Source organism: Gordonia bronchialis DSM 43247, assembly GCF_000024785.1.
GTDB lineage: Bacteria > Actinomycetota > Actinomycetes > Mycobacteriales > Mycobacteriaceae > Gordonia > Gordonia bronchialis.
Map to the genome: position 1 here is coordinate 4,738,083 of NC_013441.1, position 17,449 is coordinate 4,755,531.

The following is a 17,449-nucleotide window of genomic DNA, read 5'->3' on the forward strand; positions in this document are numbered from 1 at the left end:
CTGCATAGACGTGGCATCAACGCGTAGATGTTTCAGTTTCTTCTGTGCTGGGGCTGTGTCAGGTGCTGGACCGGGTGTAGGCAGCGGCGCGCACCACATCGTCGTCCTCCAGTCCAGCTCCTATTGCTCCGCCCACGGTGGCCAGGCTGGCGGTGAGCCAGCTGATCTTCGCGTAGTCCAAAGCGTTCACTGGGTGACCGGCGATACCGGCCAGTACCTGCTCGTCGATGAGCAGCAGCGCGCCGACCCAGGACAGGATGAATAAGCCGAGGTAGAACACCACAACCCCGATGGCCACGGTCGCGGTGGTGGCCAAATTGAACAGGATCACCTGCTCACGTTGGGCTCGCCGCCGCGGGCGCTCCCACAAGTCGGCTCCCAGGATCAGGGTGGCACCCACCGCCCCGATCGCCATCACCGCCAGCAGGACCAGGCGCACCGGCCCGTAGGCCATGGCCAGTACCCATAGGTCCGAGGCCACCAATGTCAGCATGCCGGTGGCCACTGCCCCGACCAGCGCCCGGGAGAGCCGGGCCACGAAGGCCCAAGGCTGGTTGGCGCGGATCATGCCCAGCAGCAACCGCACGTTGCCGCTCAGCACTCGGGCCGTGAACTGCACGACGTTGTCGTCCGGGCGTTCGTCGAGATCGGTGGACAGCTGGTGGGCTCTTCGAGCAAGATCCCGCTGGGCGTTGGGGTCTTCGGCGTCGTAGCCCAGGAGCTGCCCGACCACGTGCACGGTGGTCTCTTGCACCTTCTGCCGCACGTGCACGGGTCCCAGGGTTGGGACGGAGACCAGTCCTACCCCGTGCACGGGGCTGAGCTGGGTGAGCACCGGACGTCGGCCGGTCTTCAGGGGGATCTCGGTGAGCACCACGGCCAAATCCCAGTTCTCCTCCAGCACGCGGTTTCGGGCCGCCTCCAGCAGGTCCAAGGTCTCGGTGGGTGGATCGACCAGCCGGTCTTCGGCCATCTTCAGTTGCCAGCGCACTCCCGGATACCGCTGCACCAAAATCTTGCGCACCGAGGTGGTGACCTCGGGGCCGAGCACCGCACTCAGGGATGGTGAGACCACCAGGCCGATGAGCAGCTCGGCATCGGAAGGGGGTTCGGCAGGATCGGCGGTGGATCGGCAACGCTTAGCAGTCACCGCTCCATGGTGAGGCAACCACGGGCCGATTGCCACTGGCTCGATGGAGCCCCAAGGTTTCGTGCAGCACCGCGGGCCGGATTCGGTGGTCGCCTCGATCCCGGAAAGAGCGGTGCTGCTCACTGCGAAATCCTCTCCCCGCCGACGCCGCCAGCGCGAAGACATCACAGCCAGCGGGCCCGGGACCTGCCGGTGTCGAGGACGGCTTCTCGATGATGCTGCAGTGACGGATCGGTTGAAGTGCTTCGGCGGTGTGGGAGCAGTGATCAGCGTGGGGCCGGTCGATTCCGTTCGGACAGGTGATGCATCGACTGCCCAGCGGCAGGTGCGGTACTGATGCGGGGGTACCCGGTGCAGGGGTGTCAAGGCCCAGCTCCGAAGACGGCAAGCCGGGCACGTGAAAGGCGAATTATGGCCCGCCGCAACCCGAGCGGGAAGGCATGTGTGGCACGAGGCGCCGAAGACGGGCCGGGCGTTTACTGCAGAGATAAAAGGTGGGCATCAGCGGTTGCCGGTGGCGTTCGTCCCGCTCAGCGCCGGCATCACGTTGAAGGGTCTGAACCAGCAGATCCTGCGGTTCTACGGCCACCCCGCCATCGACCGGGCGTCGACCTCCAAGCTGGGTGCGTTGGCCGTCGACTGTGTCACCAGCTGCGAAACCCGGTTGGTCGTGCTCGACGACCTGCACTTCGTGGACTTCAAGCATCGCAACGGCATCGAGGTGTCCAACCACCTCAAGGGTCTGGCCAACGAGATGGCGGCGACGTTCGTCTACGTCGGAGTTCAGCTCGCCGAGAAGCGGTTCTTCGATGAAGGGCAGCTCGGGGAACAGGCCGCCTACGCGCAGACCAGCCGCCGTGCCACCCGCTGCCCGGTCGCCCCGTTCGCGGTCGATACCGATCCGGGGCTGCGGAGTTGGATCAGCCTGCTCCGCACGTTGGAGGGGCACATCAAGTTGGCCGACGCCCACGAGGGGATGCTCGTCGTGCAGGCGAAGGTGTTGCACCGGCGCACCCAGGGCCGGATAGCGTCGCTGACCAACCTCATCGACCGCGTCTGCTACCTGGCGATCGCCTCCGGCTCCGAGACGATCACCCCGGAGTTGATCGCCGCGACCACCATCGACAATGCCGGCGAATCCGCCGCCCGCACGGCCTGACCCACACCTTCCACCGCGCCCCCGGCGGCGCGGCTGAGGCCGATTCCCGGCGGTTACGACATCGACCGCTGGCCGATCACCGTCCCGATCCGCCCCGGCGAGGCCATCCCCGGATGGCTGCTGCATTTCGCCTCCCGGTACCAGCTGTCTCCGGCGCAGTTGTTGCGGGAGTTCGGCTTCACTTCCCGGCCCGCCACCGTCGACCGTGTACTGGACCAGGTCGCCGAGTGCTCGCGGGAGATCACCTGGTGCCTCGGCCTCGCGCCGCGGGCCTTGTCGCCGGCATTGTGTGGTTGGCCGGCCGAGGCCTCGCTCGGCCGCTACCTCGCGCACCGCCGCGGGATCCGGCACCACTTCAGCGGGTCCCGGTTTTGTCCACGGTGTCTCGCCGAGCCGGACTGCATCTGGCAGAGGCAATGGGCGCACCCGTTGCTTCCGATCTGCCTGCGGCACCGACTGCGGTTGCAGACCCGGTGTCCCGGTTGCGGGCAGGTGCCATTCTCCGACACCACCTGGCTCGGCAGCCACGGCCCGCCATGGCACTGCCCCCAACGGTGTCCGCGCGAGAGCGCCGATCGGAAGGTGCGTCCGTTCTGCCGGCACGACTTGCGCGACGCCACCGTAATCGAGGCCAACGACGACCTGTGCACGGCTCAGCGGTATCTGACCGCGCTGGCCGAGGCCACCGACATCGACGATCCCACCTCCCGATACGACAGGACGGCCGCGACGACCCGATTCGAGGCCTTCTGCGACCTCGCCGCCGACAAAGTCGGCATCGAGGCCTCGTCACCCTCGGCGCCCATCAGGAGCGTCAGCAAATCCGATGAGCACAGGACAGTCCACCCAGTTCGTGGCTGACCCGAAGTTGAAGTTGGTATTCCCAATTTTGTGTCCCAAGGACACGCGGACGGTAATGCTCCTCAACGCCTGCGATACCCGCAACGCTGCGGGCCGGACCGCCCGCAACACAGATCCCGCCCGCCCCGTTTTGGTCGTTCTTGGAATAGTCGTTCAGCTGGCGGGGCGGTCTGTCACTGTGACCGAGATCTGCTGGGTCTCGCCACCGCGGAGCACGGTCAAATCGACTCGATCGCCCGGGTCGAGGGCACGGAGCGCCGCGATGAAGTCCTCCGCCGACTCGATGTCGTGGCCGTTGACCGCGGTGATGACATCGCCCGGCCGGATACCCGCCGTCGCAGCCGGACCGAGCGGGACGACCTCGAGGACGACGGCACCGCTGGTGCGGTCGACTGCCAGTTGTTCGGCGATCTGCGGGCTCAGCGTGCCGGGCTGAATGCCGACGTACGCATGCCGGGCAGTTCCCGAGGCCAGCAGTTGGTCTGCGACGTCGACGACATTCGCCGCGGGGATGGCGAAGCCCAGAGCCACCGCACCCGCCGACGGGGGAATGTAGGCCTGGCTCATCCCCACGACCCGCCCTTGTCCGTCGATCAGGGCACCCCCGGAGTTACCCGGCGAGATCGCGGCGTCGGTCTGGATCAGGTCGACCAGCGGCGCCCCGGTGGAAGCCGACCCGGGGATCTGACGGTGCAATCCTGAGATGATGCCCGAGGTGACCGTGGCCTCGAACCCCAGCGGACTGCCCACGACTACGGCGAGCGCGCCGACCTCTGGCAACGCTGTCTCGAACGTCGCCGCAGTCAGATCCGTGCGGTCCGCTTGAAGGACCGCGACGTCGGTCACACGATCGACGGCCCGCACGTTCGCGGACACCTGTTGCCCGTCCGCGAAGGCCACACTCACCTGCCGGGCACCCTCGACCACGTGGGCGTTGGTGACGACGGTGCCGTCGGTCTTGTAGACGATGCCGCTGCCCACACCGGACCCGGTAAGCACGGTGACAACCGAGGCCTCCACCTGCCGGACCAGTGCCGGCAGGTCTACGGCAGGTCCCGCTGAGGGCGTCGAGGTGGTGGGAGCCGAGGCGCCGCATCCCGCGAGGAGGAGGACCACGATCGCGACCAGCGGCACCCAGATCGAGGAACGTACGGTCGACGGTACGCGCATCAGCCACCACCTCCGTGAGGAATCGGTCTCCTACTTGCACCTGCCGCGAGCGGGCCCACCCGATCAACATACCCCCGGCGGCGCCCGAGACCGGTCACCGAACCGCTTCGATGCACCCAGGCAACCGGCATCGACGAACGGCAGCGCGCATGCTCCACCACTGAGGGCCGAGATGCTTCGTATCTTGTTGCGCTGCCAACTTTTCATACAATTCTAATCTGGAGCGTCTCCGATTCGGTTGCCGCCCAGTGGAATCCGGTGGGCATGGCTCCAGTGGATGGATAAACCGACCGTTCGGAAAATGGATTTCTCCCGCCGGTTCTCTCGGCGCCAGGAACTTGTCGTTCCGCCATCGAGCACCTGCTCCTGTACGTGAGCATGAAGGAACGGCTATTGCCAGCGTGTCAGCGACTGTACTGTCATTGCGGAATTCGCTTCCCGCTTTCGACTTGTGCGGGCCTTGCCACTCACCGCGTCGGCTGCGATGATGACTGCATCGGGAGTTCTACTCGTGGACGCACCGCAGTAGTGGCCGGTACCCGGAGTTGCGTGTACCGGTCGCCTCGAGCGGGTTCCGGCGGACATCTATGCCCAGGGCAGGTATGGACGCCATTGCGCCTCTATTGTCGACGCCCGATAGGCGAATTTGCGTCGACCCCCGACAAGGGTTAGCGTCATTTCAGTGATTGCAAGCCAGGACTGTCGATAGGCGAATTGTGTTGACAGCCCGAAGGCGGATGAAGAACTCGCATTGCGGTTGGGCCGTTCGTGAGCCCAACCGGTTGACCGACGGCCGGGCCGTAGGCTCGGCGAAACCCCGCAACATCGACGCCGAGGGGGCGTGATGTCAGAGTCCAGTGGCGGAACCTCCGCCGTAAGTCCACACCCACCTGCTCGCCAGGTGATTGCGACATTCGACACCTATGCCGACGCCGAGAGCGCCGTCGACTACCTCTCCGACCAGCATTTCACGGTAGACAAACTGGCCATCGTCGGTCGCGACATCGAGCTGGTCGAGCAGATCGTCGGCCGATTGAACTACGGCTGGGCCGCTCTGCGCGGCGCCGCCGCGGGCGCGCTGACGGGTGCGCTGTTCGGCTGGATCTTCGGGTTACTCGATTGGGTCCAGCCGCTGCTCACGGGCCTCGCGCTCGCCTTCTACGGGTTAGTATTCGGTGCCGTTGTGGGCGCCCTGCTCGGCCTGCTCATGTATGCGCTGCAGGGCGGCCGGCGCGACTTCACCTCAATCCAGTCATTACAACCACGTCACTACGAAGTCCTCGCCGATGTCGAGGTCGCGGACGAAGCCGTCCGCTTGCTCACCGGCCGGACCGATCGAAAGGAATGAGTCATGGCGACTGCTGTGGGTATAGACCTGGGCACCACCAACTCGGTCATCGCAAGCTGGCAAGGCGGCGAGCCGGTGGTGATCTCCAATGTCGAGGGAGCGCGGACGACGCCGTCGGTGGTGGCGTTCACCGAGAGCGGCGAGCGCCTGGTGGGTCAGCTTGCCCGACGGCAGGCGATCCTGAACCCGAAGGGCACGATCTACTCGGCGAAACGCTTCATCGGACGTCATTACGACGAGATCTCCGAGGAGGCCAAAGCGGTCAGCTTCGACGTCGTGCCGGGTGACAACGGTGAGGCCCGATTCGACGTGCGGGGAAAGAAGTACGCACCGGAGGAGATCAGTGCCCTCGTGCTGCGCAAGCTCGTCGACGACGCGAGCAAGTTCCTCGGTGAGAAGGTCAAGGAAGCGGTCATCACCGTTCCGGCCTACTTCAACGACGCGCAGCGCAACGCCACCAAAGACGCCGGCCGGATCGCTGGCCTCGAGGTCCTGCGGATCATCAACGAGCCGACCGCTGCGGCACTGGCTTACGGCATGGACAAGCAGACCCACGAGACCGTACTGGTCTTCGACCTCGGCGGCGGCACCTTCGATGTGAGTCTGCTCGATGTCGGCGAGGGAGTAGTCGAGGTTCGTTCGACGGCCGGCGACTCCCACCTCGGCGGCGACGACTTCGACCGACGCCTGGTGGACTACCTTGCCGACGAGTTCCAGCGTGCGGAGAACATCGATCTGCGCAAGGATGCGCAGGCATTGCAGCGCCTCTTCGAGGCCGCGGAGAAAGCCAAGGTCGAGTTGTCCTCGGTAACTCAAGCCCAGGTCAACTTGCCCTTCGTCACCGCAGACGCGAACGGTCCCAAACACCTCACCACCACGATCATGCGATCGAAGTTCGAGGATCTGACGGCAGATCTGGTGGAACGCTGCCTCGGTCCGGTAAAGCAGGCAATGAGTGACGCCAAGATCACCGCCAACGACATCGACGAGGTGATCCTGGTCGGTGGTTCGACACGCATTCCGGCGGTACAGGCACTCGTTCGCCGGCTCACCGGCGGTAAGGACCCCCACATGGGCGTCAACCCGGACGAGGTCGTGGCGCTCGGTGCCGCAGTCCAGGCGGGCGTGCTCAAAGGTGAGGTCTCCGACGTACTGTTGCTCGACGTCACCCCGCTGTCCCTCGGCGTCGAGACGCAGGGCGGGGTGATGACCAAGATCATCGAGCGCAATACGACGATCCCGGCCCGGCGCAGCGAAGTGTTCTCCACGGCGGAAGACAATCAGTCCGCCGTGGACGTGGTGGTGCTGCAGGGCGAACGCGAGCGGGCCGCCGACAACCGGGTGCTCGGACGGTTCCGGCTGGAAGACATCCGCCCCGCGCCACGTGGCGAGGCCCAGGTCGAAGTCACTTTCGATATCGACGCTAACGGCATCCTCAACGTCACCGCCCGCGACAAGGACACCGGCAAGGAGCAGAGCATCACGATCAGTGAGCAGGGCAACCTGGACCAGAGTGAGGTCGAGCGCATGCTTGCGGAGGCCGAACGGAACCGGGGTGAGGACGAGGAGCTGCGCAAGGCGGTCGACGCACGCAACGCGCTCGATTCGGTTGCCTACCAGGTGGAACGGCGACTCGCCGAACTCGGTGACAGTGCGCCCCCGCACGACAAGGCGCGTGCCGAGATGCTGATCGCCGACGCCAGGAAGGCTGTGAAAGACGGTGCTTCACCCGCGGAGATAGAGCCCCTGACCTCGGAGCTGCAGCAGCTGCTCTACGGGCTCGCGCCGGTCCAAGCCGGCGGCGGCGACGGACACCAGGCCGGCGGCGCAGAGGCTGCGTCGTCGGATGATGACGACGTGATCGACGCCGAGTTCGATCGAAGCTGAGGCACACGATGGAGAGGTCTGCTGATCATTCGACGACCGAGCCGGCTACCGACGGTACCGACGGGGATCAGACCGAGACGGCGCCTGATCGCACCGACACGGGGGCCGAGTTGGCTCAACTCGAGGACCGCTGGCGCAGGGCCGTCGCAGATCTGGACAACCTGCGCAAGCGGTATTCCAAGGATCTGGATCGTGAACGCGCCGCGGAGGTGGCGAAGGTTTCCGCGGCGTGGCTGCCGGTACTGGACAATTTGGAGCTTGCGCTGGCCCATGCGGGCAGCGATCCTCAGGCCGTCGTCGAGGGTGTGAAGGCGATCCGGGATCAGGCGGTGCAGATACTGTCACGGTTCGGCTTCGAGCGCCACGACGAGGTCGGTGTGCCGTTCTCCCCGGAGCTCCACGAAGTGGTCAGTGTGGTGACCCAACCCGACCTTCCCTCCGGAACCGTGATCGAGGTCTTGCGCCCGGGCTATGGAGAGGACGGGCGGCAGTTGCGTCCCGCCGCGGTGGTCGTCAGCCGCCCCGAGGGGTGAGCACCGATGGCGCGTGACTACTACGAACGCCCCGAGGGGTGAGCACCGATGGCGCGTGACTACTACGAAGTGCTCGGGGTTTCTCGGGGCGCCGGCACCGACGAAATCCAGCAGGCCTACCGCAAATTGGCCCGCAAGTATCACCCCGACGTGAACAAGGACCCCACTGCGGAGGACAAGTTCAAGGAGGCCAACGAGGCCTACCAGGTGTTGTCCGACCCGGACACCCGGAAACGCTACGACCGGTTCGGCGCCGACTTCCGGCGTGTGCCCGAGGACTACGACGAACGGGTCCGGGCAAGCGCCGGTGGGTACGGCGGCGGGTTCGGCGGCGGCGGGTACGGCGGTGGCGGGGGCAGACGGGTGCACTTCGGTCGCGGTGTCGGTGGCGAGGGCGGCGTCGACTTCGAGGACCTCTTCGGGCAGATGTTCGGCGGCGGTGGCGGGTACGGGCCGATTCCCGGCGCCGATCAGGAAGCGGAACTGGAACTGACCTTGGAAGAGGCGTATCGGGGCGGCAAACGCACTCTCAGACTGGACGGACGGCAGTACGACGTCGACATTCCGGCCGGTGTCCTGGACGGCCAGCGAATCCGGCTGGCCGGGCAAGGCGGCCGGGGCAACGGCGACGCGCCGCCCGGGGATCTGTACCTCGTGGTGCGGATCAAGCCGCATCCCCGGTTCCGCGTCCAGGGCCGGGACATCTACGTCGACCTGCCCGTATCGCCCTGGGAGGCGGTCCTCGGGTCCACCGTCGTCGTTCCCACCCCGGGCGGCGAGGCGAAAGTCAAAGTGGTGCCGGGCTCGTCGACGGGAAGGAAGCTCCGCCTGCGCGGAGAAGGAATGCCCAATCCGCGCGGCGCCAACGGCAACCTCTACGCCGAAATCAAGGTGATGGTGCCGCCGAAACCGACAGCACGTGAACGCGAGCTGTTCGAACAGTTGGCCGCCGAATCGAACTTCGATCCGAGGAAACAGCCATGAGCACCCCCACCCCGGGCACCCAGTACATATTGGTTCGCCGTACCGGAATGTCGCTGGATGTCTTCGCCGAACGTACCGGGCTGCACCCCGACCTGACACGAAAGCTTGTGGCTCTCGGCCTGCTCGACGCACGCCGCGACCCCGGCGGCGAAATATTGTTCGAACCGTCAGCAGTGGCCCACGCTGCCCGCATCCAACGGTTACGGACGGGCCTGGGCCTGAACTACTCGGCAATCGGGCTCGTGCTCGATCTGCTGGATCGAATCGAGAAACTCGAAGCAGCGTCCCACGGAAGGAAGACACCCCCATGGACACCGGCAGTCTGACTGAAAAGTCACGAGAAGCCCTGCAGGAAGCCCAGAACGTCGCGACCAGAATGGGTCACACCGAGGTCGACGGAGAGCACCTGCTGCTCGCGTTGGTCGATCAGCAGGAAGGGTTGGTACCGCGACTGCTCGAGCAGGCCGGTGCGAACGTCGATGCCCTGCGATCCGATCTGGAACGTGAACTGTCGCGTAGGCCGAAGGTCAGCGGCCCCGGTGCGACGCCCGGTCAGGTGATGATCACCCAGCGCCTGGCCAAGCTGCTCGACGCCGCGGAACGGGAGGCGAAGCGACTCAAGGATTCCTACGTGTCGGTGGAGCATCTCGTGATGGCCCTCTCCGAGGAGGGGTCGACCAGTGCAGCCGGACGGGTTCTCACCAGCCATGGGGTCACACGAGAGACCTTCCTCGCCGCCTTGACCACAGTGCGCGGCAACCAGCGCGTCACCTCGGCCACCCCGGAGGGGGCGTACGAGGCGCTCGAGAAGTACGGACGCGACCTCGTCTCCGAGGGGCGGGCAGGCAAACTCGATCCGGTCATCGGGCGAGATGCCGAGATCCGCAGGGTAACGCAGATCCTGAGCCGGAAGACGAAGAACAATCCGGTGCTGATCGGCGACCCCGGCGTCGGCAAGACCGCGATCGTCGAGGGACTCGCCCAGCGGATCGTCCGCGGCGACGTGCCCGAGGGCCTGCGCGACAAGACGATCTTCTCGCTCGACATGGGTTCCCTGGTGGCCGGTGCGAAGTACCGCGGCGAGTTCGAGGAACGGCTACAGGCGGTGCTGTCCGAGGTGAAAGCGGCCGAGGGGCGCATCCTGTTGTTCGTCGACGAGTTACACACCGTCGTCGGCGCAGGATCGGTCGGCGGCGAGGGATCTCTCGACGCCGGCAACATGCTCAAACCGATGCTCGCCCGCGGCGAACTGCACATGATCGGTGCCACCACTCTCGACGAGTATCGCAAGCACATCGAATCCGATGCAGCATTGGAGCGTCGATTCCAGACCGTGCTCGTCGACGAGCCCAGCATCGAGGATGCAATCTCGATTCTGCGCGGACTTCGAGAACGCCTCGAGGTGTTTCACGGCGTGAAGATCCAGGACGGCGCACTGGTGGCCGCCGTGACCCTCTCGCACCGGTACATCACCGACCGTTTCCTTCCGGACAAGGCGATCGACCTGGTAGATGAAGCGTGCGCCCGGCTACGAACCGAAATCGATTCGATGCCCGCCGAACTCGACGAGCTCACCCGGAAGGTGACCCGGCTGGAGATCGAAGAGGCCGCGCTGTCCAAGGAAACGGACGCGGCCAGCAAGACGCGCCTCGAGGAGTTGCGTAGAGAGCTGGCCGATCTGCGGGCCGAGGCCGACGCCCGGCACGCTCAGTGGGAGGCGGAGCGCCAAGCGATCCGTCGGGTGCAGGAGCTGCGGGGAGAGCTGGAACGATTGCGACACGAGGCCGAGGAGGCCGAACGCAATTACGACCTCAATCGGGCCGCCGAGTTGCGGTACGGCGAGATCACCGCGCTGGAGCGCAGGCTCGAGGCGGCGGAGGAGCAATTGGCTACCAGGCAGGGCCGGAATCCGTTGCTGCGCGAGGTGGTCACCGAAGACGAGATCGCAGAGATCGTGGCCGCATGGACGGGTATCCCGGTCGCTCGACTGCAGGAAGGCGAGCGGGAGAAGCTGTTGAAGCTCGACGAGATCCTGCACGAGAGGGTCGTCGGTCAGGACGAGGCGGTGCAACTGGTCGCAGACGCGGTGATCCGGGCGAGGTCCGGCATCCGTGATCCGCGCCGGCCGATCGGTTCGTTCATCTTCCTGGGACCGACAGGTGTGGGGAAGACCGAGCTCGCAAAGACGCTGGCCAGTGCCCTCTTCGACAGCGAAGACAACATGGTGCGCCTGGATATGAGCGAGTACCAGGAGCGGCACACGGTGAGTAGGCTCATCGGTGCGCCCCCCGGGTACGTCGGGTATGACGAGGGGGGTCAGCTCACTGAGGCGGTGCGTCGCAAGCCGTACTCCGTGGTGCTCTTCGACGAGATCGAGAAGGCCCATGCCGACGTCTTCAATACCCTGCTGCAGGTGCTCGATGACGGCCGGATCACCGATTCTCAAGGCAGGCAGGTCGATTTCCGGAACACGGTGATCATCATGACCTCCAACATCGGATCCCAGCATCTCCTCGAGGGAGTCACAGCCGACGGCGAGATCGAGCCGGACGCCCGGGAGCGGGTGCTGGCGGAACTGCGCGGGCACTTCCGTCCCGAGTTCCTCAACCGGGTCGACGACATCGTGTTGTTCACCCCGCTCACGCTGCCCCAGATCGAGCACATCGTCGAGCTGCAGCTCGCCGATCTTCGGAACAGGTTGTCGGAGAGACAGATACACCTGGATATCACGCCGGAAGCACGCCGGCTCATCGCCGAACGCGGTTTCGACCCGGTCTACGGTGCACGACCCCTGCGCAGGTATATCGCCCATGAGGTCGAAACCAGGATAGGTCGTGCGCTGTTGCGCGGCGAAATCGAACCGGGCGGCACCATCAGTGTCACGGTGGACGGCGGCGAGCTCGCCGTCGCATATACGGGACCCGCCATCGCGGCCTGAGAAGAGGTGTCGTCATGGGATCCGACAAGGTGAAGTGCCCACACTGCGGCAAGGTCAACAAGGTGCCGGCGGCCGGGGACGGGAGACCCCGCTGCGGGAACTGCCACGAGCCGCTGCCCTGGATCGCCTCGGCAGGGGACGGCGACTTCGCGGAGGTCGCCGAGAAATCCTCGGTGCCTGTACTCGTTGACCTCTGGGCGACGTGGTGCGCTCCGTGCCGCATGGTCAGCCCCGCGCTCGAGCAGCTCGCCACAGAACGCGCAGGTCAGATCAAGCTGGTCAAGGTCGACGTGGACGCTGCGCCCCAGACGGCCGAACGGTTCACCGTCCGCGCCGTACCGACTCTGCTGGTGATGGACCGAGGTGAGGTACTCGCTCGTCAGGCGGGCGCAGCTCCGGTACCCCAGCTGCGCACGTGGCTCGATCAGGCGCTCTCGGAAAATGCAGGCAAGGAGGCGAAGCCATGACCTCGGTCCATGCCGACCCGCACGTGACCGCGATCCGGGCCGTGGTGCCCCGCACTCCACAGGGTTGCGAGGAATGTCTTCGCCTCGGCACCCCGTGGGTACATCTGAGGCTGTGCCTGACGTGCGGACACGTCGGTTGCTGCGACTCCTCGCCGGGCAAGCACGCGAGCGCACACGCTCACACCATCGGCCATCCGATCGTCCAGTCGATGGAACCCGGTGAAGATTGGCGCTGGTGTTATGTCGACCAGAACTTCGTCTGAGGACGCCCCACGCCTCGGCGACGGTCAGCTCGTCGACGACGAGACCCCGGATACAGTCGGAGCATTCCCGCGGCTGACGGACGACCAGATCACGACGCTCGAGGTCGGTGGCACGCGTCGATCGGTTCACGCCGGCGAGGTGCTGATCCGAGCGGGCGCGCCCAGCAACGACTTCTTCGTCATCCTCACCGGCAAGGTCGCGGTCATCGACGAGGGCGCCGAGGACGGCGAACGCCGGATACTGCGCGTGCACGGTCCGGGCCGATTCCTGGGCGAGCTCGGACTGCTGGAAGGCCAGGTGGCGTTCTTCACCGCCGAAGCGATCGAGAACGGCGAGGTCCTCGTCGTCCCGGCCGAGCGGGTGCGCGAGCTCGTCGCCCACGACCTCGTGCTCAGCGATCTGATCCTGCGCGCCTACCTGATCCGCCGGCACCTGCTGATCGGGCTCGGCGCGGGGTTCCGGATCATCGGCTCCTGCTATTCCCCGGACACGTTGCGGCTTCGCGAATTCGCCATACGAAACCGGCTGCCCCACAGGTGGATCGATCTGGAGCAAGACGAACGGGCGGAGCAGCTGCTGCAAAGCCTGGGTGTCGCCCCAGAGGACACTCCCGTCGTGATCTGGCACGGCGAGAAAGTGCTGCGCAATCCGACGAACGCCGAACTCGCCCGCATCGTCGGGCTCCCGGTCCCGGACTCGGTCCCGGACGCAGCCCCGGACGTGTGCGACCTCGTCGTCGTAGGTGCCGGACCGGCGGGTCTGGCCGCGTCCGTGTACGGCTCATCCGACGGGTTGAACACGGTGACACTGGAGTCGATCGCTGCAGGTGGGCAGGCTAGCACCTCCTCCCGGATCGAGAACTACCTGGGCTTCCCGGCGGGGATCTCCGGCGCCGAATTGGCCGAGCGCGCCCTAATCCAGGCCGGGAAATTCGGTACCCGCCTTCTCGTGTCGGCGGAGGTGACCGGTTTGGGATCCGAGGGCGGGCACCATGTGCTCCGGCTGGCGGACGGCGGCGAGATCCGCGCCCGGGCGGTCGTGCTCGCCACCGGGGCGCGATATCGCAAGTTGGAGGTTCCGGGAATCGAGGCACTGGAGGGGAGAAGCGTGTATTACGCCGCAACCCATCAGGAAGCGCGGCTGTGCGGCACCGACCCTGTAGCCATCGTCGGCGGCGGAAACTCCGCCGGCCAGGCCACCGTCTTCCTCGCAGACCATGTCTCCCACGTTCACCTCCTCATCCGCGGCCACGACCTCGGAAAGAGCATGTCCCGATACCTGGTCGACCAGATCGAACGGCATCCGCGGGTGACCGTGCACCGGAACACCGAGATTCGTCAGGTCCACGGCGACAAGCACCTCGAAGAGATTGCAATCGAGGACAATCGCACGGGCGACAAGGCCAGGATCCGGGTGCACGCTCTGTTCGTCTTCATCGGGGCGATGCCGCATACCGGGTGGCTGACCGACGCGATCGCGCTCGACGATCACGGCTTCGTCCTCACCGGCATGGACGCCGTCCCCGTCCGTGAGGACGGCAACCAGAGAATCGACGCCCCGCCGTCGAGAACACTCGAAACGAGCCGGGCCGGTCTGTTCGCAGCGGGTGACGTCCGCAGCGGCTCGGTGAAACGGGTCGCATCTGCTGTCGGTGAAGGAGCGATGGCGGTACGCCAAATCCATGAATACTTCGAGAGGAGCTGACGACATGCCAGTGATGGGCACTGCAAAATTCCAGCGGTTCTTCCGGGCAGCGGCCGGACTACAGGTCGACCGGAACGACCTCAAACGCTATACGGATTTCATCGACGACAAGATCTACGACCTGATCCTCATCGGCAAGGCCTCGGCAAAGGCAAACCTGCGGGACGTGATCGAACCGTGGGACCTGCCGATCACCAAGGGGCTGCAGGAGAGCATCCACCGGTTCGAGAAGCTGGACGAGGAGATCGAACTACAACCTCTGCTCGACCAACTGGCGGCCCGGCCATCCTTGGACGTGGCTCTCTCCGAGGAGACCGAGCAACGACTGCCGCTGATCGCCGGAGGCCTGAGCGTGGCGCTGGCGCATACCTTCGTCACGGTCGAGCCGGACCGCAAGAACCCCGGGACCGCCGAGTGGAACGTCGCCCTCGACATCTTCCATCAACTCCTCTGAACCCAGCCAGCGACCGGGCACTGATGGCGGACAAACGTGCCAGACACATCGAGGACGATGTGATCTGGCCGAGATACAAAGGCGGAATGGACCGCTACTCACAAACAACATCTCGTAGATGAAGACGATCAACATCCACGTATCGGTCTTCCCGTTACCTTCTTCGTAGCCCTGCAACACAGGGCGACGGTCGCCAAGTTCGGTATGACTTCTTGCCCCTGTCACTCGAATGATCCGGGGGGTGATGTCGCCGAACCTGGTGACGTCGATGGACCGCTGATAGGGACACGGCCGCCTGCTGTGCCGGGGCATCGGGCAGGTCTCCTCGTAACGTGGGTGCCGGGTATCGACGTCGGATCGGTGACCGTCCGGAGCGGAACGAAAGGCGCGCTTCATGGACCCCACCTACGCCGTGTTCTGCGGCATCGACGTGGGAAAAGGCGAACACCACGCCGTCGGACTCGACCCCGTCGGCACTCGACTGTTCGACAAAGCGGCTCTTCCTGATTCAGAGTGCGTCGGGGTGTTCTGCCAGGCCGCCGGAGTGGATGAGTGACCGCAAGATGTAGTGGTTGAGGTTGCGGAAGCCGAGCGCGATCCCGCGTAGGTGTTCCAGGCGCCCGTTGATCGCTTCAACGGGCCCGTTGGAGGCGCCGGTGTCGAAGTAGGCCAGGATCTCGGTCCGTCGAGCCCACAGCGAGCGGCCGAGTTGGGCAAGTTCGGCGAGTTCTTTCGGCACGCCGGTATGGATGCGTTTTGAGCAGCTTGTACATCGCGATCTTCCCGTCTCGCTTGTGCGGCTGGTCGTAGGCGTCGATCAGGTCCTGATAGACGGCGTAGGTGACCGCGACCGCCAGGTGTTCCTCACGCGCTTCGAGGCCGTTGGTGATGCGGGTCTTCTGCTTGTCGGTCAACAAGCCGATTCGAGTGAGCAGGGGGCGGCGGATTCCGTAGAGCGGGTCCCCGCTACGGCCGCGGTGTCCGCACGTATCCTGTTGCACGCGTTGTGCGACACACGGTGAGTTTGTCGGCGGCCAAGTGCACCACATGAAACGGATCCCGGATCGACAGGTACAACAGCGCCCGCCCGCACACCCGCCTCGGCAACGCCCCACCCGCCGAGTACGAGGCAGCGCACTGCGCTGAGCCCACCAAGTCATCGCGACCGGCAATGACACCTGCATAGACGTGGCATCAACGCGTAGATGTTTCAGTTTCTTCTGTGCTGGGGCTGTGTCAGGTGCTGGACCGGGTGTAGGCAGCGGCGCGCACCACATCGTCGTCCTCCAGTCCAGCTCCTATTGCTCCGCCCACGGTGGCCAGGCTGGCGGTGAGCCAGCTGATCTTCGCGTAGTCCAAAGCGTTCACTGGGTGACCGGCGATACCGGCCAGTACCTGCTCGTCGATGAGCAGCAGCGCGCCGACCCAGGACAGGATGAATAAGCCGAGGTAGAACACCACAACCCCGATGGCCACGGTCGCGGTGGTGGCCAAATTGAACAGGATCACCTGCTCACGTTGGGCTCGCCGCCGCGGGCGCTCCCACAAGTCGGCTCCCAGGATCAGGGTGGCACCCACCGCCCCGATCGCCATCACCGCCAGCAGGACCAGGCGCACCGGCCCGTAGGCCATGGCCAGTACCCATAGGTCCGAGGCCACCAATGTCAGCATGCCGGTGGCCACTGCCCCGACCAGCGCCCGGGAGAGCCGGGCCACGAAGGCCCAAGGCTGGTTGGCGCGGATCATGCCCAGCAGCAACCGCACGTTGCCGCTCAGCACTCGGGCCGTGAACTGCACGACGTTGTCGTCCGGGCGTTCGTCGAGATCGGTGGACAGCTGGTGGGCTCTTCGAGCAAGATCCCGCTGGGCGTTGGGGTCTTCGGCGTCGTAGCCCAGGAGCTGCCCGACCACGTGCACGGTGGTCTCTTGCACCTTCTGCCGCACGTGCACGGGTCCCAGGGTTGGGACGGAGACCAGTCCTACCCCGTGCACGGGGCTGAGCTGGGTGAGCACCGGACGTCGGCCGGTCTTCAGGGGGATCTCGGTGAGCACCACGGCCAAATCCCAGTTCTCCTCCAGCACGCGGTTTCGGGCCGCCTCCAGCAGGTCCAAGGTCTCGGTGGGTGGATCGACCAGCCGGTCTTCGGCCATCTTCAGTTGCCAGCGCACTCCCGGATACCGCTGCACCAAAATCTTGCGCACCGAGGTGGTGACCTCGGGGCCGAGCACCGCACTCAGGGATGGTGAGACCACCAGGCCGATGAGCAGCTCGGCATCGGAAGGGGGTTCGGCAGGATCGGCGGTGGATCGGCAACGCTCAGCAGTCACCCCTCCATGGTGAGGCAACCACGGTCGGATTGCCACTGGCTCGATGGAGCCCCCAAGGTTTCGTGCAGCACCGCGGGCCGGATTCGGTGGTCGCCTCGATCCCGGAAAGAGCGGTGCTGCTCACTGCGAAATCCTCTCCCCGCCGACGCCGCCAGCGCGAAGACATCACAGCCAGCGGGCCCGGCACCTGCCGGTGTCGAGG

Annotated in this window: 15 protein-coding genes and 2 pseudogenes; 13 read left to right on the plus strand and 4 right to left on the minus strand. The window is 65.6% G+C overall.

The window, feature by feature from the left end; translation table 11 throughout:
- Positions 1-58: 58 nt before the first annotated feature.
- On the minus strand, positions 59-1,150 hold the full coding sequence (locus tag GBRO_RS21995; protein ID WP_041920032.1) for a hypothetical protein: 1,092 nt from the start codon (positions 1,148-1,150) through the stop codon (positions 59-61).
- A gap of 508 nt (positions 1,151-1,658) precedes the next feature.
- Here GBRO_RS21995 and GBRO_RS22000 point away from each other — a divergent pair.
- The 3 genes and pseudogenes from GBRO_RS22000 to GBRO_RS27230 all read left to right on the plus strand — a co-directional run bounded on the left by GBRO_RS22000 (position 1,659) and on the right by GBRO_RS27230 (position 3,170).
- Positions 1,659-2,309 carry a TniB family NTP-binding protein gene (locus GBRO_RS22000; RefSeq protein ID WP_324608857.1) on the plus strand — a complete coding sequence of 217 codons (651 nt, stop codon included), beginning with the start codon at positions 1,659-1,661 and terminating at the stop codon, positions 2,307-2,309.
- A 75-nt stretch (positions 2,310-2,384) separates the two neighbouring features.
- Positions 2,385-2,762, plus strand: a pseudogene (locus tag GBRO_RS27830) (TniQ family protein); the annotation flags it as partial.
- Positions 2,763-2,801: 39 nt separating this feature from the next.
- Positions 2,802-3,170: a hypothetical protein gene (locus GBRO_RS27230; RefSeq protein ID WP_223372729.1), complete on the plus strand. Its 369-nt coding sequence runs from the start codon at positions 2,802-2,804 to the stop codon at positions 3,168-3,170.
- Positions 3,171-3,323: 153 nt separating this feature from the next.
- On the opposite strand, the gene GBRO_RS22010 is transcribed toward GBRO_RS27230, so the two are convergent.
- Positions 3,324-4,340 (minus strand): S1C family serine protease, encoded by a 1,017-nt coding sequence (locus GBRO_RS22010; RefSeq protein WP_012836053.1) that lies wholly within the window; start codon positions 4,338-4,340, stop codon positions 3,324-3,326.
- A gap of 844 nt (positions 4,341-5,184) precedes the next feature.
- On the opposite strand from GBRO_RS22010, the gene GBRO_RS22015 reads away from it, so the two are divergent.
- The 10 genes from GBRO_RS22015 to GBRO_RS22055 are packed head-to-tail and all read left to right on the plus strand — an operon-like array spanning position 5,185 to position 14,919.
- Positions 5,185-5,688: a general stress protein gene (locus tag GBRO_RS22015; protein ID WP_005203454.1), complete on the plus strand. Its 504-nt coding sequence runs from the start codon at positions 5,185-5,187 to the stop codon at positions 5,686-5,688.
- Positions 5,689-5,691: 3 nt separating this feature from the next.
- Positions 5,692-7,575, plus strand: a complete 1,884-nt coding sequence (dnaK, locus tag GBRO_RS22020; protein WP_007238922.1) for a molecular chaperone DnaK — start codon at positions 5,692-5,694, stop codon at positions 7,573-7,575.
- 8 nt (positions 7,576-7,583) lie between these two features.
- On the plus strand, positions 7,584-8,108 hold the full coding sequence (locus GBRO_RS22025; protein ID WP_012836055.1) for a nucleotide exchange factor GrpE: 525 nt from the start codon (positions 7,584-7,586) through the stop codon (positions 8,106-8,108).
- 48 nt (positions 8,109-8,156) lie between these two features.
- Entirely contained in the window at positions 8,157-9,092 is a 936-nt protein-coding gene (locus GBRO_RS22030) for a DnaJ C-terminal domain-containing protein (protein WP_012836056.1), read from the plus strand.
- Positions 9,089-9,418 (plus strand): chaperone modulator CbpM, encoded by a 330-nt coding sequence (locus tag GBRO_RS22035; protein WP_012836057.1) that lies wholly within the window; start codon positions 9,089-9,091, stop codon positions 9,416-9,418. Before GBRO_RS22030 ends, GBRO_RS22035 begins: the two co-directional genes overlap by 4 nt.
- Entirely contained in the window at positions 9,400-12,030 is a 2,631-nt protein-coding gene (gene clpB, locus GBRO_RS22040) for an ATP-dependent chaperone ClpB (protein WP_012836058.1), read from the plus strand. Before GBRO_RS22035 ends, clpB begins: the two co-directional genes overlap by 19 nt.
- 14 nt (positions 12,031-12,044) lie before the next feature.
- Positions 12,045-12,497, plus strand: coding sequence for a thioredoxin (gene trxA, locus GBRO_RS22045; RefSeq protein WP_012836059.1), 453 nt, complete (start codon positions 12,045-12,047; stop codon positions 12,495-12,497).
- Positions 12,494-12,760: a UBP-type zinc finger domain-containing protein gene (locus GBRO_RS25555; RefSeq protein ID WP_005180064.1), complete on the plus strand. Its 267-nt coding sequence runs from the start codon at positions 12,494-12,496 to the stop codon at positions 12,758-12,760. Before trxA ends, GBRO_RS25555 begins: the two co-directional genes overlap by 4 nt.
- Complete coding sequence (locus tag GBRO_RS22050; protein WP_012836060.1) at positions 12,738-14,465, plus strand: FAD-dependent oxidoreductase; 1,728 nt, start codon at positions 12,738-12,740, stop codon at positions 14,463-14,465. Before GBRO_RS25555 ends, GBRO_RS22050 begins: the two co-directional genes overlap by 23 nt.
- A gap of 13 nt (positions 14,466-14,478) precedes the next feature.
- Positions 14,479-14,919, plus strand: a complete 441-nt coding sequence (locus GBRO_RS22055; RefSeq protein WP_172491707.1) for a DUF1931 family protein — start codon at positions 14,479-14,481, stop codon at positions 14,917-14,919.
- Positions 14,920-15,427: 508 nt separating this feature from the next.
- Here GBRO_RS22055 and GBRO_RS22060 read toward each other — a convergent pair.
- Positions 15,428-15,987 (minus strand): annotated as a pseudogene (locus GBRO_RS22060) (ISL3 family transposase); the annotation flags it as partial.
- Between the two features lie 168 nt (positions 15,988-16,155).
- Positions 16,156-17,247, minus strand: coding sequence for a hypothetical protein (locus GBRO_RS22065; protein WP_012836063.1), 1,092 nt, complete (start codon positions 17,245-17,247; stop codon positions 16,156-16,158).
- Positions 17,248-17,449: the final 202 nt, after the last annotated feature.

Coding starts and splice junctions, on each gene's coding strand:
- dnaK (WP_007238922.1), top strand. CDS start 5,692: ATGGCGACTGCTGTGGGTATAGACCTGGGCACCACCAACTCGGTCATC.
- GBRO_RS22025 (WP_012836055.1), top strand. CDS start 7,584: ATGGAGAGGTCTGCTGATCATTCGACGACCGAGCCGGCTACCGACGGT.
- GBRO_RS22055 (WP_172491707.1), top strand. CDS start 14,479: ATGGGCACTGCAAAATTCCAGCGGTTCTTCCGGGCAGCGGCCGGACTA.
- GBRO_RS22035 (WP_012836057.1), top strand. CDS start 9,089: ATGAGCACCCCCACCCCGGGCACCCAGTACATATTGGTTCGCCGTACC.
- GBRO_RS22010 (WP_012836053.1), bottom strand. CDS start 4,340: ATGCGCGTACCGTCGACCGTACGTTCCTCGATCTGGGTGCCGCTGGTC.
- GBRO_RS25555 (WP_005180064.1), top strand. CDS start 12,494: ATGACCTCGGTCCATGCCGACCCGCACGTGACCGCGATCCGGGCCGTG.
- clpB (WP_012836058.1), top strand. CDS start 9,400: ATGGACACCGGCAGTCTGACTGAAAAGTCACGAGAAGCCCTGCAGGAA.
- trxA (WP_012836059.1), top strand. CDS start 12,045: ATGGGATCCGACAAGGTGAAGTGCCCACACTGCGGCAAGGTCAACAAG.
- GBRO_RS22015 (WP_005203454.1), top strand. CDS start 5,185: ATGTCAGAGTCCAGTGGCGGAACCTCCGCCGTAAGTCCACACCCACCT.
- GBRO_RS22050 (WP_012836060.1), top strand. CDS start 12,738: ATGTCGACCAGAACTTCGTCTGAGGACGCCCCACGCCTCGGCGACGGT.
- GBRO_RS22030 (WP_012836056.1), top strand. CDS start 8,157: ATGGCGCGTGACTACTACGAAGTGCTCGGGGTTTCTCGGGGCGCCGGC.